Annotated in this window: 14 protein-coding genes; 8 read left to right on the top strand and 6 right to left on the bottom strand. The window is 70.5% G+C overall.

From position 1 onward, the window contains the following. Positions 1-479: 479 nt before the first annotated feature. Entirely contained in the window at positions 480-1,427 is a 948-nt protein-coding gene (locus SZ60_RS17770; protein WP_231567198.1) for a hypothetical protein, read from the bottom strand. A 136-nt stretch (positions 1,428-1,563) separates the two neighbouring features. Here SZ60_RS17770 and SZ60_RS17765 point away from each other — a divergent pair, with 136 nt between their 5' ends. The 6 genes from SZ60_RS17765 to SZ60_RS15930 all read left to right on the top strand — a co-directional run bounded on the left by SZ60_RS17765 (position 1,564) and on the right by SZ60_RS15930 (position 8,757). Then, on the top strand, positions 1,564-2,259 hold the full coding sequence (locus tag SZ60_RS17765; protein ID WP_231567197.1) for a hypothetical protein: 696 nt from the start codon (positions 1,564-1,566) through the stop codon (positions 2,257-2,259). A 128-nt stretch (positions 2,260-2,387) separates the two neighbouring features. Continuing rightward, positions 2,388-2,831: a DUF3060 domain-containing protein gene (locus SZ60_RS17760; RefSeq protein WP_043597770.1), complete on the top strand. Its 444-nt coding sequence runs from the start codon at positions 2,388-2,390 to the stop codon at positions 2,829-2,831. A 281-nt stretch (positions 2,832-3,112) separates the two neighbouring features. Next, on the top strand, positions 3,113-4,861 hold the full coding sequence (locus SZ60_RS15945) for a nucleoside-diphosphate sugar epimerase/dehydratase (protein ID WP_043597767.1): 1,749 nt from the start codon (positions 3,113-3,115) through the stop codon (positions 4,859-4,861). 139 nt (positions 4,862-5,000) lie between these two features. Continuing rightward, complete coding sequence (locus SZ60_RS17610) at positions 5,001-7,772, top strand: hypothetical protein (protein WP_043597765.1); 2,772 nt, start codon at positions 5,001-5,003, stop codon at positions 7,770-7,772. Next, entirely contained in the window at positions 7,769-8,239 is a 471-nt protein-coding gene (locus SZ60_RS17605; RefSeq protein ID WP_043597763.1) for a DUF3060 domain-containing protein, read from the top strand. Before SZ60_RS17610 ends, SZ60_RS17605 begins: the two co-directional genes overlap by 4 nt. Before the next feature lie 65 nt (positions 8,240-8,304). Next, positions 8,305-8,757: a hypothetical protein gene (locus SZ60_RS15930; RefSeq protein WP_043597761.1), complete on the top strand. Its 453-nt coding sequence runs from the start codon at positions 8,305-8,307 to the stop codon at positions 8,755-8,757. A 20-nt stretch (positions 8,758-8,777) separates the two neighbouring features. On the opposite strand, the gene SZ60_RS15925 is transcribed toward SZ60_RS15930, so the two are convergent. From SZ60_RS15925 to dnaK, 5 genes are all read right to left on the bottom strand, one after another. Further along, on the bottom strand, positions 8,778-9,899 hold the full coding sequence (locus tag SZ60_RS15925) for a class I SAM-dependent methyltransferase (RefSeq protein ID WP_043597759.1): 1,122 nt from the start codon (positions 9,897-9,899) through the stop codon (positions 8,778-8,780). A 61-nt stretch (positions 9,900-9,960) separates the two neighbouring features. After that, positions 9,961-10,368, bottom strand: coding sequence for a heat shock protein transcriptional repressor HspR (locus SZ60_RS15920; RefSeq protein ID WP_043597756.1), 408 nt, complete (start codon positions 10,366-10,368; stop codon positions 9,961-9,963). 92 nt (positions 10,369-10,460) lie between these two features. Then, the gene (locus SZ60_RS15915; RefSeq protein ID WP_043597754.1) at positions 10,461-11,456 is read right to left on the bottom strand and encodes a DnaJ C-terminal domain-containing protein; all 996 of its coding nucleotides are present in this window, start codon (positions 11,454-11,456) and stop codon (positions 10,461-10,463) included. 157 nt (positions 11,457-11,613) lie between these two features. Next, positions 11,614-12,273, bottom strand: a complete 660-nt coding sequence (locus SZ60_RS15910; protein ID WP_231567196.1) for a nucleotide exchange factor GrpE — start codon at positions 12,271-12,273, stop codon at positions 11,614-11,616. Between the two features lie 11 nt (positions 12,274-12,284). Next, the gene (gene dnaK, locus SZ60_RS15905) at positions 12,285-14,165 is read right to left on the bottom strand and encodes a molecular chaperone DnaK (RefSeq protein ID WP_043597752.1); all 1,881 of its coding nucleotides are present in this window, start codon (positions 14,163-14,165) and stop codon (positions 12,285-12,287) included. Between the two features lie 214 nt (positions 14,166-14,379). On the opposite strand from dnaK, the gene SZ60_RS15900 reads away from it, so the two are divergent. Together SZ60_RS15900 and SZ60_RS15895 are read left to right on the top strand one after the other, a co-directional pair. Then, positions 14,380-15,762, top strand: coding sequence for an MFS transporter (locus SZ60_RS15900; RefSeq protein ID WP_056229842.1), 1,383 nt, complete (start codon positions 14,380-14,382; stop codon positions 15,760-15,762). A 92-nt stretch (positions 15,763-15,854) separates the two neighbouring features. Then, the coding region (locus SZ60_RS15895) for a hypothetical protein (protein ID WP_043597748.1) at positions 15,855-18,528 on the top strand (2,674 nt) is incomplete at its 3' end.

The following is an 18,528-nucleotide window of genomic DNA, read 5'->3' as shown; positions in this document are numbered from 1 at the left end:
GTCATGTTGTGCATGCCTTGTTTTGTGTCTAACATTTCACTATCTGTTCGCCTGGCGGCACATCGCGCTGCCCAGACATGAAAGAACACCTCTCTCACATGAAGAAAACTCTCAAGCGCACCGGCGCGATCGGGCTGGCCGCAGCCACGATCGTGACCGGCCTCAGCTTCGGTCCTGCGGCAGTCGCTGCCCCCGCGCCTGTCTCCACGCAAGCGGAATCGACCGTCAAGCTCGTCTTCAAGGACGGCAACAGGTACAACGCCGTCACCGGTCGCGTCGGGAAGACCTACGCACAGTACAACTCTCTCGCCGCGGCGACGGCCGGCGCCCTCGATCTGAAGGTCGTCAGGCTCCCCAACGGCAACTCGCAACTCGTCGGGATGTCGGACGCCGGCTACGACGCTTGTTTCAGGGCATCTTCGAACAACACGCTGAACTGGTACAACGCCTCGTCTGTGAATTGCGATCCTGGCACGGCCTCAACCCAGTGGTTCTTCGACGGTTCGACCCTGCGGAACGCATTCAGGCCGGCCGATGCGATCGGTGGCTACTGGGGAAACCACCTCGCCTTCTCTTCGACGAGCGCCTTCGCCCTCGAGACCGACGTCTCGGCTCTCGGCGAGTTCTCGGGCAAGGTGGATTCGACGGACCTCCCGAACCGGACCGCTCGGATCTCGGGCAGCGCGGTCCCGGACGCGCTCGTCGTGGTCAACGGTGAGGACCAGGTCCCGGCCGGTACCGACGGCAAGTGGTCCTACGAACTCACCGAGCTGAAGCTCGGGTCGAACCGGGTCACCCTCGAGCAGTACGAGGGCACCGTCAAGACCGGCGAGACCACCCTCGACGTCGTCCTCGACGTGACGCCCGTCCGCGGCGCCGTGTCGTTCCCCGCCGACCTCGAGCAGGACGCCGTCCTGTCCGGCACGGCCCACCCCGGCTCCACCGTCGTGATCCGCGACGTCGACGGTGACGAGATCGCCCGCACCGAGGCTCGCCTCGGCTCGGGTGCCTGGTCGACCCCGATCGGCGCCCCCGACGCGGGCGGCGACTACGACGTCCGCATCCACCAAGAGATCGACGGCGAAGCCAACGGTGAGATCGTCGTCACCGTCGCCTACGGCGCCGGCGTCGCGATCACCACTCCTGCCGAGGGCATGGCCCACGACGGCGGTCCGGTCACCCTCCGCGGCACCGGTGAGGTCGGCGCCCAGGTCACCGTCCGCGAACAGGGCCGCAGCACCGTCCTGGGCAGCGCCCAGGTGCTCGCCAACGGCCAGTGGACCATCCGCACCACCGACGTCGACGACCGCAAGCACGTCCTCGAGGCCAGCCAGACCGGCAAGGGCAACAACACCACCGCTTCCACGGTCACGCTGAACCCCGAGAACGACGCTGCCGCACCGGCAGACCTCACGCTCACCAGCCACGAGGACGGCGACACCTTCGCCCAGCCCGGCGCCACCACGCTGAGCGGAAAAGCGACGCCGAAGGCCACGGTCACGGCCTACTGGTTCGGCAAGGACTACCCCCAGTACGCGACGACCACGGCCGCCAACGACCAGGGTGACTACTCGATCTCGCGCAACATGGGCGGAACCCCAGCCCTACAACATCACCCTCACCCAGACGGCTCAGGCCGGAAAGGTCAACGAGGTCACCGTGCGCCTGGTGCCCGCCGGAGTCGGCCCTGTCGACCTCACCGTCGGCAGCCACCAGGACGGCGACGCCTTCGCCCCCACCGGTCAGACCACGATCAGCGGCAAGGCGTCCTCCGGCGCCACCGTCACGTTCTACTGGTTCGGCAAGGACTACCCCCAGCACGCCACGACCACCGTCGCGAACGCACAGGGCGACTACTCGATCTCGCGTGGCCTCGGCGGGACGAAGCCCTACGACATCGTGATCACCCAGCCCGCCCAGGCCGGAAAGATCAGCGAAGTCACCCTGCGCCTCGTGCCGGAAGCGACCGGCCCTGCCGACCTCACCGTCAGCAGCCACCAGGACGGCGACGCCTTCGCCCCCACGGGCCTGACCACGATCCGCGGCAAGGCGTCCTCCAACGCCACCGTCACGTTCTACTGGTTCGGCAAGGACTACCCCCAGTACGCCACGACCACCGTCGCGAACGCACAGGGCGACTACACCATGGCCCGCGGCCTCGGCGGCACCAAGGCCTACGACATCGTGATCAGCCAGCCGGAACAGGACGGCAAGGTCAGCGAGATGACCCTGCGGCTCGTCCCCACCCCCACCCCGTAACACCGCACCCACCCCACGAGGGCCCGGCACCTCCACGGCTGCCGGGCCCTCGCCTTCTCGACCCCACCGCACCGCCGCCACCGACCGTTCCGGCGCGCACCACACCACGACCAAGGAGATCCTCCGCAATGGCACGACCCACCCGCCGACTGCTCGCCACCGCCCTCTCGGTCACCGCTCTGAGCCTGAGCCTCGCCGCCTGCACCACTGACGGCGGCCCCGAGCCGACCCCCACCCCGACCGCCGTCACCGACCAGGCACAGCAGGCCGAGGCCCAGGCCGAGGCGCACCTCGGCGAGTGCGTCGACGGCTTCGCCCAGATCCAGGCCACCGGCGAGCCCGTCACGTTCGGTGACTGCGAAACGGTCTCGATCCTCGGCAACGCCACGGACGTCACACTGGGCGCCGTGACCACGCTGTCGATCGAAGGCAACGACAACACCCTCACCACCGAGGGAGTGACCAGCTTGTTGTTCGCCGGCACCGGCAACACCCTCACCCACACCGGTGGAGCCCCCGCCGTCGACGACCTCAGCGACGCCCCCGAGAGCAACACGGTCACCGCGCGCTGATCCGCCTCCCCCGACCGAAGCCCGACGACCCGGAAGGGCGTCGGGCTTCGTGCTGTGCCGTGACGGCCGAGGAACAGCCCCTCGTCCGCATCGCTCCGTCAGCACTTGGCATTGCTCATCCATAAGTAAAATGTTAGATTGGATCAAGTCACCGAACGGTGACATCCCGACTTCCTCGCGAGGTGACCATGCCCGTGGCTTCCCCACCCACCGCCCCTGCCCGCCGCGGCTCTCCGGCCGAGCCGGCCCGCGCCTCCAGGTCGTACCCACGCCCTCTCGCGATGACCGTCGACGCCCTCGCGTGGTCGGCGGCGATCACCTCGACCGCCCTGCTGGTCGGACTCGTCGAGCCCGAGACCGGCACCGGGGTCGCCTCGGCGGTCCTGTTCACGGTCGTGGCCCAGCTCGTCGCCGGACTCGCGATCGGCCTCTACCGTCGCCGCTGGCTCCCCGGCAGCCTGGCCGAAGCCCACGGCCTGGTCGCCTCCGCCCTGATCGTCGGCGTCGCGGCATCCGTGGTGCCGCTCGTGCCTCCGGGGCCGGCCATCCCGACATCCGCCTGGCCCCCCTCGCTGCCCCTCGTGGCGTTCCCCGTCGCCGCCCTGATCATGGCCGGCACCCGCACGCTCGTCCGAGGGCGCGTCGAACGCGCCCTGCGACCCCGGCCCGATGCGGCTCCGACGCTCGTCTTCGGCACCGGCGTGCTCGGCGAGCACCTCGTGCGCCAGCTGCTCACCGACCCGACCAGCCCCTTGCGACCCGTCGAGCTGCTGGACGACGATCCGACTCGCCGGGGGCTGCGCATCGCCGGCATCACCATCGCCGGCGGCCGCGACGAACTCGCCGATGCGGCCCGGCGAACCGGCGCCGAGACCCTCGTCCTCGCCGTCGCCCGGGCCGACGCGGCACTGGTGCGCGACCTGACCGAACGCGCGTCGGCGATCGGCCTCCGCATCCTGACCGTGCCACCGCTCGACGACCTGTTGACCGGCGGGTCGAGCACCAGCGACCTGCGCGACGTCTCGGTCGAGGACATCGTCGGACGACGCCCCGTCGACACCGACGTCGAGTCGATCGCCGACTACGTGCGAGGCCGCCGGGTGCTCGTCACCGGTGCCGGTGGCTCGATCGGCAGCGAGCTCTGTCGCCAGTTGTCTCGCTTCGCCCCCGCCGAGCTGATGATGCTCGACCGGGACGAGACCGCCCTGCAATCGGTGCAGGTCACGCTCAGCGGCCACGGCCTGCTCGACACCCGTGACGTCGTCCTCGCCGACATCCGCGATGCCACCGCCCTGACGACCATCTTCCGCGCACGACGCCCCGAGGTGGTCTTCCACGCGGCCGCCCTTAAGCACCTGCCCATGCTCGAGCAGTACCCAGCCGAAGCCTGGCAGACCAACGTGATGGGCACGCTCAACGTGCTCGAGGCAGCGGCAGCCGTCGACGTCGAGACCTTCGTCAACATCTCGACCGACAAGGCCGCCAACCCCACCAGCGTGCTCGGCCGCTCGAAGCGCCTCGCCGAGCGGCTCACGGCAGGCGCGGCCGAGAAGAGCGGGCGACGCTACCTGTCGGTCCGGTTCGGCAACGTCCTCGGCAGCCGGGGCAGCATGGTGCCGCTCTTCCGCGACCTCATCGCCACGGGCCGCCCCCTGACCGTCACCCACCCCGACGCCACCCGGTTCTTCATGACCATCCCCGAGGCCTGTCACCTCGTCATCCAGGCCGGAGCCATCGGAGGGCCCGGCGAAGCACTCATCCTCGACATGGGTGAACCCGTCAAGATCCTCGACGTGGCCGAGCGCATGATCGCCCTGTCGGGTCGCGACGTCGACGTGGTCTTCACCGGGCTCCGCCCCGGCGAGAAACTGCACGAAGAACTCAACGGCGTCGGCGAGGACGATGTCCGGCCCGTCCACCCCTTGATCTCGCACGCGACAGTCCCCCCGCTGGACGCATCGGACCTCGACGTCGACGCCGTCCTCACCGACCCCCCACCGGAGGCGTTCCGCCCCGTCGCCACGACCTGAGCCGGGCACCGCCCGCGCCGGACAGCGCGAATGGGCTGTCCACAGGCACGAGCATCCCTGTTGTGTCATATCTCTTTCTACGTCTAGCATTTCGGTACCGATGCGTCGGTCTCCCTGCCACGACCAGAAAGACGACTCCATGCACATCACGTTCACGCGCGCAGGCGCCCTGGGGCTCGCGGTCGCCACCGCCGTCGCCTCACTGATCCTGGGCTCGCCCGCGGCGACAGCGGCACCGGCTCCCCCATCTGCCGACGAGCCGTCGGCCCAGGAGCCCCTCACCCCCCTCCCCCGATCGACCGGCAGCGCCACCCTCGTCTTCGAAGGCGGGCCGGGGGCGTACTTCACCCCTGAGTTCAGCTACGACCAGGGAGTCGTCACGGGGTACTCGACGCACCCGACGGCCGAGGCCGCCGAGGGGGCAGCCCTCCGCCTCGACGTCCTGCCGTCCCCGGGCGGGTGGTTCCAGCTGCGCGACCCCGCGTCGCGACGCTGCGCATCCTCCGTCGCCGCCGTCGAGCACGCCGCCCTCGAAGTCGTCTACCAGAAGCTCTGCGACGACGACGACGCCCGCCGCTTCCGCGTCGTCGGCGACCGACTCGAGAGCGCGGCCCACCCGGGCCTCACCGTCACGGGGCCCACGACCTTCGTCGAGGCCAGCGGCCTCTACACCTGGAACGTCCTCGGCTTCGGCGCCGAGGGCGGACTGAGGATCGTCAGCGACGTCGACGACCTGCGGGCGTTCTCCGTCGACGTCGACTCGGTCGACATCCCGAACCGCTCGGCGGTCGTCTCGGGCCAGGCCGCACCCGAGTCCTACGTCGTCGTCGAAGGCCTGCCCGGCACCCCCGTGGGGCCCGAGTTCCGGGCCGGGGCAGACGGAACGTGGTCGGGACCCCTGACCGGGCTCGCCCTGGGCTCGAACCCGCTCACCTTCACCCAGTACGAGAACCAGGTCCCGACCGCCGAGACCACTCTCGACGTCGAGCTCGCCGTGCGCCCGTTGGTCGCGCGGGTCACCTTCCCCGCTGATCACGGCGACCGGGCCGTCCTGTCGGGCACCGCACACCCCGGCGCCGTCGTCGTCGTCGTCCGGGACTCCGACGGATCCGAACTCGCACGGGTTCCCGCGTCGTCGGGCGCAGGCATCTGGTCCACGCCCGTCTCCGCCCCCGACGCCGGTGGCGACCACGACGTGTCCGTCCGACAAGAGATCGACGGTGAGGTCGCCGGCCACGTCACGACGACCGTGTCCTACGGCGCCGCGGTGGCCGTCACGACCCCGGTCGACGACGCCGCCCACGGCGGCGGTCGGGTCGAGATGACCGGCACGGGCGAGCCCGGGGCCGGCATCCGGGTCCGCGAAGAGGGGCGCCAGACGGTCCTCGGCAGCGCGACGGTCTTGCAGAACGGTCGCTGGAGCCTGCGGACGACCGTGGACGTCGACTCGACGAGGCACGTCCTCGAGGCGACGCAGAGCGGGCGTGGCCGCAACACGACCGTCGCGACCGTCACCCTCAATCCCGAAGGGACACCCGAACCCCCGGTGATCACCGCACCCACGATCGAGAGCCCGGCCGACGGAACGACGGTCACCACGCCCCGCCCGACGATCTCCGGTCACGGCCACGACGGGGCCACGATCTCCGTCGAGACGGCTCCCGGCCAGGTCATCGGCACCGGCACCGTCGAGGGCGGCACCTGGACCGTCCGGCCCACGCGCGACCTCGCCACCGGCCCGAACACCCTCACGGTCGTCCAGACGACGGGCGACGACGTCCAGAGCGTCAGCATCGCGGTGACCCGCGTCGCCGCCGACCTACCGCTCCGCGTCACCAGCCACGTGGACGGCCAGCTCTACGACGTGGGCACGACGACCTTCCGAGGCACGGCCCCCGTGGGGTCGACCGTCGTGGCCAAGAACCAGTGGAACACCCTCATGGGATCAGCCGACGCCACCGACGGCACGTGGGCGTTCGACCGCAACCTCGGGCCCACCTCGACAGGCTACGAGCTCACCTTCACCGCGACGATGCCCGGCGGGACGCCGCAGGTCACCAGCCTGCGACTCGTCTACGGCGGCAGCCTCGCGTTCCAGGTGACGAGCCCGGCGCACAACAGCACCTACACCGAGGGCGTGACCACCTTCGTCGGTCGTGCCGCCCCGAACACGACCGTCGTCGCCCGCAACCAGTGGAACACCCTCATGGGCACTGCCGTCAGTGGACTCGACGGGTCCTGGTCGTTCGACCGCTACCTCGGGCCCACGGCCGCCGGCTACGACATCAGCTTCGTCGCCACCCGGGGGTCCGACGTCCGCCGATCGATCCTGCACCTCGACCACCGGTCGTCCACGGTGCCGGTCCGCATCACGAGTCACGTCGACGGCGAGATGTTCCGGCCGGGCCCGAACACGTTGAGCGGCGTCGGCACACCGCGCGCCCGGGTGTCCGCCGTGGCGACGGTCGCCGGCAGCCGGGTCGAGCTGGGTGACACCGAGGTGACGACCGAGGGCCGATGGTCCCTGCCGACCCGCTCGTGGTCGGCGACGGGAGACCACGTCGTGACCGTGACCCAGACCAACCCGGACGAGACGACCTCGGAGGCGACCATCACGGTGACGGCGCCGGTCTTCGCCCCCCTGACCCTCAGCACCCCCGAGGTCGGCGACACCTACGAGAACCTCGTTCCCGTCCGTTTCGAGGGCACCGCCACTCCCTTCGCGACGGTCACGGTCCGGTCCGGCGTCAGCGACACCGTCTACCGCACCGTCGAGGCCGACCGTGCGGGTCGCTGGCGGTTCGACCGGGCGTGGGGGCCCGATCACGACTACGTGCTCGTGATCGAGCAACAGGCCATGAACGGACAGGGCGACCGGTTGCCCGACCTGACCTGGGCTCCCTCACGATGACGTCGACGAAGGGGGACGCCCGGTCGTGGCGTCCGACGCGACGGAGACTCGTGGGGGTCGCCGGCCTCTCCGGTCTCGCCCTGGTCGCCGGGCTGACCGGGTGCACCGCGAACGGGTCTGCCGACGACCGAGGTGACCGCCCCCACGAGACGACCGGCGAGACGACGCCCGAACCGTTCGTGACCGGTGTGTGCGTCGACGGGACCGCGGCGGTCGTCGTCGAAGCCGGGGCCCCCGAGACCGTCTTCACCGACGCGTGCGACACGGTGAGCGTGATCGGCACCGGCGGGACGGTCTCGCTCGGCACCGTTCGACACCTCGTCGTCGAGGGGACGAACCTGGCCGTCGTCATCGACTCCGTCGAGCTGGTGGACTTCGCAGGCGACGACAACACGGTGAGTCACGCCGGCGCCGAGCCCGTCGTCAACGAGAACGGCACCACGGGCAGCGTCGTCACGAGCCGGTGAGCGGGTTCGGCCCGTCCCGATCGGTCGGGCTGCCGGCTGTCAGTCGGCGGGCGCATCATGGTCCGATGTTGAGCATCGACCTCGCCCGCCGACTCCGGCGATCCGGATTGCGTTGGCGTCCCCGCCCCGGCGACCGCTTCGTCATCGACGGGGACGCGTTCGGCGACGAGGTGTTCATCTTGAGCGACATGACCATCGAGGCCCACGAACACCCGACCGGAACGGTCCTGGGGTTCAACGGCACGACCGAATGGGCACTCGACTCGGTCGCCGCGGACGACAGCCTGTGGTTGCCTCGAGAAGATCAGCTACGCGACCTGCTCGGACGCGCCTTCCGCTCCCTCTCGCGAGTGCCCGCGCTGGGCGAGGGACTCGACGGCGAGACGGTCGCCTACGACGTCCGAACGCGTCGCCCCGGTGCCGAGAACGACGAGTCACACCTCTCGGGCGACCCCGAGGACGCCTACGCCCTCGCCCTGCTGTCGTTCATCGACGCCTCGCTCACACAAGACGACTGACCTCTTCCCCGCCGACAGCCTCAACGCCGGGTCGACACCGTCACGGTGAACTTCGCCGTCCGGGACACCTGGCGGGTCGGACCGACGACGCGCTCGAGGACGGGCCGGTACGCGAGGGCGCTGTTCCACACGCACCACAACTCGCCGCCGGGGCGGAGCAGCCGCGCTGCTGCGTCGAAGAGCTTGTGGGCGATGCCCGGGTGAACGGTCGCCCCGACGTGGAACGGCGGATTGAGCAACACCAGGTCGGCGGAGCCCAGGGGCAGCGAGCCTCCCGCGTCGTCGCGCCGCGCCTCCATGCGTTCGCCGAGACCGTTCGCCGCGATGGTGGCGGTCGCCGAGTCGACCGCGGCCCGGGACTGGTCGGTGGCGACGACCGTCGAGGCCGGGTGCGCGCGGGCGTAGCTGACACCGAGGACGCCCGTGCCGCAGCCGAGGTCGACGACGTGACGGGCCCCGGGCGGGGCCGCGTCGATTGCTGCCAGGAGCACCCGTGTTCCGATGTCGATCGTGGTTCCGGCGAAGGCGGCACCGTGGGCCACGATCACGAGATCGCCGTGACGTCCGGACCGGGGCCAGCCCGACACCCCCGAGGGGCGGGGACGGGCCACGGTGAGCACCCGCGACTTCTGGCGCGCCAATCCCGCCTGCACCTCGTCGAAGTGCCGACGCAGCACCTCGTTCATGGCCGTCGTCATGTGCTTGACGCGTCCCCCGGCGAAGACCTGCACCCCGGGGTGGGCGTGGGCGGCGATCAGCTCGGCGATCTCGTCGAGGGCGTCGAGGCCGCGCGGCAGTTGCACGAGGACCACGCGAGCGCCCGAGACGAGGTCGGGCTCGAGGCCGTGCGACGTCCAGCGAGCCCGCGGGGACACCGCCCGGGCGTTGGCCTCGAGGGCGCGTTCTCCGGACAGGGCGTCCTGGTGGACACGGACCTCGGCGCCGTCGGCGTGCCCTGCCACGACGTCGGCGACGCCGAGGGTCAGGGCGCCGTAGCGGTCGCCGATGACGGTGACGTGTCTCGGGTGGGCGACCAGCGCCTCCTGCGCGGTGTCGAGCAGCAGTCGATCGGTCGCGTCGTGCGCGACGAGCTCGGGCGCCTCGACGTCGGGCCACCGGCGGAGCTGCGCGAAGTCGATCACGCCACCACGGTATCGGTCGGGCCGGGGAGGCGCGGGCCGCCGCCCGTCCGCCCCTGCGGCCTCAGCGCAGCGGCCGCCACACGACCACCGAGGTCTGCCGCGACGGGCGGGTGCCGTGCCGCAGCGGCACGACCCCGCTCTCACCCGCGGCGAAGACACGGGCCCCGGGCCGGTTGACCATCTCGTCGGCCAGGGCCCGCTCGAGTTCGCGAACGCGCGATTGGAGCGCCGTCACCTGGTTCTCGAGCTCGAGGATGCGTTTGATCCCCTCGAGCGAGATGCCCTCGCCGCCGAGACGTGCGATCTCGCGGAGCTGCACGACGTCGCGCATCGAGTAACGGCGCGACTTGCCCGCCGTGCGCTGCGGGACGACGAGTCCGAGCCGGTCGTACTGACGGAGCGTCTGCGCGTGCAGGCCCGAGAGCTCAGCGGCCGTCGCGATGGCGAAGAGGGGCGAGTGCTCGTCCATCGGCCACTGGGTGGGGTCCGGTCGGTCCATCTCGTCTCCTGTCTCGTCGCTAGGGACCTGCCGCCGAGGAGGCGCGGGTCGGGTCGGTCTCGTCAGGCCCGTGCGCGGGCGATCAGGTCGTCGCGCGGGTTCTCGGCCGGCAGGGCGGCCGCCAGGGCCTCGACGGCCTCGCGTGCCCTGTCGTTGAGATGGGCGGGCACCGCGACCTGGACGGTGGCGAGCAGGTCGCCGACGCCGTCCTTCCCGTGCACGCCACGGCCCTTGACCCGCAGCACGCGACCCGACGGCGTGCCCGGCGCGACGCGCAGTCGCACGGGGTCGCCACCCAGGGTGGGCACCTCGATGGTCGCACCGAGGGTCGCCTCGGCGAACGTGACGGGCACGTCGAGCCGCAGGTTCTTGCCGTCGAGCTCGAACACGGGGTGCTTGCGGACGGCGACGGTCAGCACCATGTCGCCGGCCTCACCGCCGTCGGGGCTCTGTTCACCCCGGCCGCGCAGCTTGATCTTCTGCCCGTCGTGGACGCCGGCCGGGATGCGGACCTTCATCGGCTTGCCGTTCGACGCCTGCAGCGTGATGGTCTCGCCGACGATCGCGGTCTGGAAGTCGAGGGTCGTCGTGGCCGTCATGTCGCGGCCCTTCTGTGGTCCGCCGAAGCCGCGGTAGCCGCCGCTCGTCTGGCCGAAGCCGCCGCCGCCGAACATGCCGCCGAAGATGTCGTCGAAGCCACCGCCGCCGCCCTGACGGAACTGCGTGCGCTGCCCGCCCTGGTTGAACATGCCGCCGAAGACGTCCTCGAAGCCGCCACCCGCGCCTCCAGGGCCACCGCTGCCGGCCGCGAACCGGGCACCGCCGCCCATGGCCCGGACCTGGTCGTACTCGCGACGCTGCTCGGGGTCGGAGAGCACCGAGTGCGCCTCGCTGATCTCTTTGAACTTCGCCTCGCTGGCGGCGTCACCCGGGTTGGAGTCGGGGTGGTACTTGCGCGCGAGCTTGCGGTAGACCTTCTTCAGCTCGGCGGGCGTGACGTCTTTGGAGACACCGAGGACGGCGTAGAAGTCCTTGTCGAACCAGTCCTGACTCGCCATGCGGCACCTCCTTCCTTGACTGGAGGTCGCTGCCTGGCAGCGACCGGAAGAGAACGGGGGAGGCGGTGGGCACCTCGTCGAGGAGCCCACCGCCGGTCGCGACTCGCGTCGCCGGGGGTGGTGACGGTCGGCGCGGGGGCCGACCGTCACCGGGGTGCTACTGGGGGGTGTGCACCGCGACCTTGGCGGCGCGGATGACGCGGTCGCCGATCGTGTAGCCCGGCTCGATCACGTCGGCCACGGTGTTGACCGTGACGTCGGCGCTCGGCAGCTGGACCAGCGCGTCGTGCTTGCTGGGGTCGAACACGTCACCCTTGGCACCGATCTGCGTGAGGCCGAACTTGTCGAGCCCCCCGCGGATCTTCTGCGCGATGACGGTCATCGGGCCCTCGGCCAGGTCGCCGTGCTGCTCGGCACGGGCCAGGTCGTCGAGCGCCGGCAGCAGCGACCGGATGACCTCGGCGACCACGGCCTCACGGTTGGCCTCGCGGTCACGCTCGACGCGCCTCCGGAAGTTCACCAACTCGGCCTGGGCACGCAGCATGTCCTGTCGCATGTCGGCGACCAGGTCGGCACTGGCCGCGTCGAGGATGGCCTCGTCGTCGGCGCTCAGCGTCTCGGTGCCCTCGGGCGCCTCGGCCATCGACTCGGCGGCGGCCTTGGCCCCGGCCGGGGCCTCGGCGTCGGCCGGGGTCTCGACGTCGGGAGCCTCGGCGTCGACGAGCTCGTCGGGCTCGACCACGTCGGCCGTGCCGCCGTCTTCGGACGGGGTCGCGGGACGCGGCTCGTCGTCGGGCGTCTTGTTGTCGTCAGTCATGCCGACCGCCTCTACTTCTTGTCGTTGTCGTCGTCGTCCACGACCTCGGCGTCGACGATGTCCTCGTCGTTGCCCTGGGCCTGGCCGTCGGCGGGAGCCCCCTCGGGGCCGGCCGCACCGGCAGCACCGGCCTGGTCGGCCTGGCTCTGCGAGTAGATCGCCTGGCCGAGCTTCTGCTGGCTCTCGTTGAGCTTGTCGAAGGCGGGCTTGATCGCGGACTCGTCGTCGCCGGCGAGGGCGGACTTCAGCGAGTCGACGTCGGCCTGCACCTCGGACTTGACGTCCGCGGGCAGCTTCTCGTCGTTCTCCTTGATCAGCTTCTCGATCGAGTAGACGAGCTGCTCGGCCGAGTTGCGGGTCTCGTTGGCCTCACGACGCGCCTTGTCTTCGGCGGCGTTCTCCTCGGCCTCGCGGACCATGCGCTCGATGTCGTCCTTCGACAGCGACGAGCCGCCCGAGATGACCATCGACTGCTCCTTGCCGGTGCCCTTGTCCTTCGCGGACACGTGCACGATGCCGTTGGCGTCGATGTCGAAGGTGACCTCGATCTGCGGGACGCCGCGGGGGGCCGGGGCGATGCCGGTCAGCTCGAAGGTGCCGAGGTTCTTGTTGTCGCGGGTGAACTCGCGCTCGCCCTGGAAGACCTGGATCGCGACGGACGGCTGGTTGTCGTCGGCCGTGGTGAAGGTCTCGCTGCGCTTGGTCGGGATGGCCGTGTTGCGTTCGATGAGCTTGGTCATCGCGCCACCCTTGGTCTCGATGCCGAGGCTGAGCGGGGTGACGTCGATGAGCAGGACGTCCTTGCGCTCGCCCTTCAGCACGCCGGCCTGCAGGGCGGCACCGACGGCCACGACCTCGTCGGGGTTGACGCCCTTGTTGGGCTCCTGACCACCGGTGAGCTGCTTGACGACCTCGGTCACGGCGGGCATGCGGGTCGAGCCACCGACGAGCACGACGTGGGCGATGTCGCCCACCTTCACGCCCGCTTCTTTGATGACGTCGTTGAACGGCTTCTTGGTGCGGTCGAGCAGGTCGCTCGTCCACTGCTCGAACTGCGAGCGCGAGATGGTCTCGTCGAGGTTGAGCGGGCCGTCGGCCGTCAGCGTGAGGTACGGCAGCTGGATGCTGGTCGAGGTGCTCGACGACAGCTCTTTCTTGGCCTGCTCGGCGGCCTCTTTGAGGCGCTGCTTGGCGATCTTGTCGGTCGAGAGGTCGACGCCGTGGGCGTCCTTGAACTTCTTGATGAGGTGCTCGACGATGCGGTTGTCCCAGTCGTCGCCACCGAGGCGGTTGTCACCCGAGGTGCTGCGCACCTGGATGGTCGAGAAGTCTTCGTCCTTGCCCACTTCGAGCAGCGAGACGTCGAACGTTCCGCCACCGAGGTCGAAGACCAGGATGAGCTCGTCTTCCTTGCCCTTGTCGAGGCCGTAGGCGAGGGCGGCCGCGGTCGGCTCGTTGATGATGCGCAGGACGTTCAGGCCCGCGATCTCGCCGGCCTCTTTCGTGGCCTGGCGCTCGGAGTCGTTGAAGTACGCCGGGACGGTGACGACCGCGTCGGTCACCTCTTCGCCCAGGTACTGCTCGGCGTCGCGCTTCAGCTTGCCGAGGATGCGAGCGCTGATCTCTTGCGGGGTGTACTTCTTGTCGTCGATCTCGACCTTCCAGTCGGTGCCGACGTGACGCTTGACCGACGCGATGGTGCGGTCGACGTTGGTGACGGCCTGGCGCTTGGCGGTCTCGCCGACCAGCACCTCGCCGTCCTTCGTGAAGGCGACGACCGAGGGGGTCGTGCGCAGACCCTCGGCGTTCGCGATGACGGTGGGCTCGCCACCCTCGAGGACGCTGACGACCGAGTTGGTGGTGCCGAGGTCGATTCCTACTGCACGTGCCATGTGCTTTTCTCCTTCGTGGTGCGGTGTGACGAAAGCCTTGGGGGCCGGCCTTGAGTCGGCCTGGCTCAACTTTACTCACGCTGCGGCCGACGTCAAGCTGCGAACCTGAAAGTTGAGCCAGAAAGACTCAAGTCTCGAACGGGGGTCGTCGCGACCGCCCCGGACGATGAGGCGCGGCCCCCGTCGGCCACGGACGCCCACTAGGTTGACCCCCATGACCGCAGCGCAGACGCTCGCCGACAGCACCCCGATCCCGCGCCGCCGCGTGATCTCGTGGGCCCTCTGGGACTGGGGCTCGGCCGCCTTCAACGCGGTGGTGACCTCGTTCGTCTTCAGCACCTACCTGGCGAGCGGCGCCTTCGTCGACCCGGCGATCGTCGCGGCAGCCGGAGACGACACCCGCAACCCGGCGCTGGTGCTGGCCAAGGCCGAGAACGCGACGGTCATCTCGACGGCCCTGACGATCGCCGGCGTGCTGATCGCCCTACTCGCGCCCGTGCTCGGTCAGCGCAGCGACGGCTCGGGCCGTCGCAAGCTCTGGCTGGCGGTCAACACCGGCCTGGTCGTGCTCGCGATGGCCGCGATGGTCTTCGTCGCCCCCGTGCCCGACCTCCTCGTCTTCGGCGCCGCCCTGCTGGCCGTCGGCAACCTCTTCTTCGAGTTCGCGAGCGTCAACTACAACGCGATGCTCGTGCAGGTCTCGACGCCCAGGACGATCGGCAAGGTGTCGGGCTTCGGCTGGGGCCTCGGCTACGTCGGCGGCATCGTCCTCCTGCTCTTGCTGCTGGTCGCCTTCCTCCAGAGCTTCGGAACCGAAGGACGCGGCGGCCTGTTCGGCGTCGCCACGGGAACGGCAGGAGGCGCGTGGGACGTCCGCCTCTCGATCGTCGTCGCCGCGGCGTGGTTCGCGATCTTCGCGGTGCCGGTCCTGCTGTCGGTGCCCGAGCTGCCCGCCACCGCCGCGCGGGCCCGGGTGGGATTGTGGCGTTCGTACCGCCTCCTGGGGTCGACGATCGCCAAGCTGTGGCGCACGAACCGCCAGGTGCTGCTGTTCTTGCTGGCCAGCGCCGTGTTCCGTGACGGCCTCGCGGCCGTCTTCACCTTCGGGGCGATCATCGCGGCGCAGGTGTTCGGGTTCTCGCCGAGCATGGTCATCTACTTCGCCGTCGGCGCCAACCTCGTCGCGGGGATCGGCACCTTCGTCGGCGGGTGGCTCGACGACCGTCTGGGCGCCAAGACGATCATCGTCGGGTCGCTGGTGGGGCTCGTGATCGCCGCCTTCGCGGTGCTCGCCATCGGGACGGCGACGAACCTGTTCTGGGTGTTCGGCCTGGCGCTGGCCCTCTTCGTCGGGCCGATCCAGTCCGCGAGCCGGTCGTTCCTGGCGCGGGTGACGCCGCCCGGGCGCGAGGGCGAGATCTTCGGGTTGTACGCGACGACCGGGCGAGCCGTGAGCTTCCTCGCGCCGGGGCTCTTCACGCTGTTCGTGTCGGCGACGGGCGACACCCGGTTCGGCATCGTCGGCATCGCGCTCGTGCTGCTGGCCGGACTCGTGTTGATGCTGCCGGTCAAGGGAGTGCAGCGCTCGATCGACTGAGCCTGCTCGGAGTCGCTTCTCGGGCGTGTGGAATGTAGAGTATCGGTTGGCCGTCCCGATCGGTCTTCCCTTTCCCCCATCCGGAAGAAGACATGAGCACGATCAGATCAGGCCTCACCGCCGTCGGCCTCGCGGCCCTCGCCGTGGGCACCCTCGCCCCCGCCGCAGCCCACGCGGCCCCCGCCATCACCGACCAGGCCCCGGCCGAGGCGCCGTCCGCGTCGCCCACGGCCCCGTCCGCACCCCGCATCGCGTTCGTCGAACCGAGCGAGGGCGACAAGCTGTCCGTCGCCGGCATGGCGCCGGGCGCCCGACTCGCGGGGGTCATCGTCGAGGGAGGGGGCAGCTACAGCGCCGCCGTCTGGAACGATCGCTTCGCCACGCTCGTCGACGTCGCCGACCGGGGCAAGAAGGCCACACTCGTCTCGTACACCCCACAGGGGAAGGTCGAGGTCGAGTTCGTCCTCGAGACCCAGTACGCCGAGGGCGAGAACGAGGCACCCGGCACGCCCGTCATCCACGCCGTCAGCCAGTACGACGACGGCCACTTCGTGATCGAGGGGACCGTGGCGCACCAGCCCGACCTGTTCTCGAAGACCGAGGTGTGGGCCAACCGTTCCGGCATGTCGTGGGACTTCCCGTCCGAGAACGGATCGTTCTCGCTGACCGTGCCCGCCTCGCGCGCCGGCGAGGTCATCGAGGTGACGGCCTACTACCGTGGCCACGGGAGCGAGACAGCTCAGGTCGAGCTCGTCCCCACCGAACGCAACACCGCCTCGGACGTCCACCCGCTCGAGGTCGCATCGCCCACCGCGGGCGACGTGCTGGCGGCCCCCGAGGCGACGTTCGCCGGGTCCGGCATCCCGAACTCGCAGATCGTCGTGACGCGTGACGAGAAGACGAACCGCGCCTCCTCGACGCTCTGCGAGACCCGCGTCACGTCGCTGGGCGACTGGAGCTGCACGTCGCCCGCGCTGCCCGCCGGTTCGTACCGGACCGCTGTAACCGAGACTCCCACGTGGGCCTCGGCTCCGAAGCAGGAGACGAGCGCGACGTTCACGGTCGCCCCCACGGAAGACGTCGACCCGACGACGCCTGCCCGCCCGCTCCTCTCGTCCGTGCACCGCAGCTCGACGGGCGACATCGTCGTCCGGGTCATCGTGAACCGGGCCCACCAGGCCGAGATCCGGGTCGGCGAGCACCGCGAGCAGGTGTCCGGCCTCCACGGGCGCTTCTCGTTCGTCCTCGACGGCTCGCTGGAGGGCCAGACCGCGACCGTCACCGGCATCGGGTCCCCCGACCGGGGCCGCTCCCTCGACATCCCGCTGACCCCGGCCGAGATCCCCGCACCCTCGCCCCTCGCCGCACCGCTGGCGCACTCCGTCGGCGTCAACAGCGACGGCACCATGAGCATCCTCGGGACCACGAGCTACTTCGCGAACGAGTTCGACGTGCCCGGCGTCATCGCCCAGTTCGACGGCAGATACATCGGCGGCACGGGCGTCACGTGGAACGGCGCCTACGCGATCACCGTCGACCCCGAGTACGCCGGCGAAGAGATCGACCTGATCACCGTCCGCGGGACCGACATGTCCGAGAAGACCCCCATCGTCCTGGAGGCGACCGACGAGAACACCGCGCCCGAGACGTTCCCGCTCGACGTCGTCTCGCCCGCCGAGGGCGAGACCATCGACGTCGACACGGACGTGTTCACGGGCGAGGGCATCCCCGGCTCGATCGTCACCCTGAGCACCGACGTCGGGGGCACGGACGAGCCCGCAGCGACGCTCGGTGACGCCGACGTCCTGGCCGACGGCACGTGGACTCTCGAGCTGGATGTCACGGCATCCTTGACCCCGGGTGAGCACACGATGACCGTCGTCGAGACGCCCTACTGGGACTCGCTGAAGCCCCTGACCTCGACCCGGACCTTCACCGCATCCGAGAACGTCGAACCGGCCCCCGAGACCCGGGACCTCACCATCGAGGGCGACGGCACCGTCTCGCCCACCGGATTGACGACGCTCACCGGCGCCGGTCACCCCGGCTCGACCGTGACTCTCCACCCCTTCGGTGAAGGCCGAGGCGGCGAGGTCAGCACCGAGGTCCGCCCCGACGGCACCTGGAACATCGCCCGCGGCTTCGGACCGTCGAAGTACAACGCCGCCGTGTTCGTCCAGACCGGCGGACCGGGCGCCGACCAGAGCGTCCCCTTCCCGCTCGACGGCACCCGCACCCCGTCGCTGATCATCGACGGAGACGGCACCGTTTCGCCCACGGGACGCACCACCCTCACCGGCACCGGCGACGCCGGCGCGACCGTGACCTTGCACCCCTTCGGCCAAGGCCGCGGCGGCGAGGTCAGCACCGAGGTCCGCGCCGACGGCACCTGGAGCATCAGCCGCGGCTTCGGACCCACCACCTACACCGCCGCCGTGTTCGTCCAGACCGGCGGACCCGCAGCCGACCAAAGCGTCCCCTTCCCGCTCGACGGCACCCGCACCTCCTCACTGATCATCGACGGAGACGGCACCGTCTCGCCCACCGGACGCACCACCCTCACCGGCACCGGCGACGCCGGCGCGACCGTGACCCTCCACCCCTTCGGCCAAGGCCGAGGCGGCGAGGTCAGCACCGAGGTCCGCCCCGACGGCAGCTGGAGCATCAGCCGCGGCTTCGGACCGTCGAAGTACAACGCGGCGGTGTTCGTCCAGACCGGCGGACCGGGCGCCGACCAGAGCGTCCCCTTCCCGCTCGACGGCACCC

The organism is Frigoribacterium sp. MEB024 (assembly GCF_000878135.1).
In the GTDB taxonomy this organism is placed as follows: domain Bacteria; phylum Actinomycetota; class Actinomycetes; order Actinomycetales; family Microbacteriaceae; genus Frigoribacterium.
The sequence above is the reverse complement of the archived record's forward strand: the minus strand, read 5'-3'. Positions and strand labels throughout refer to the sequence as shown.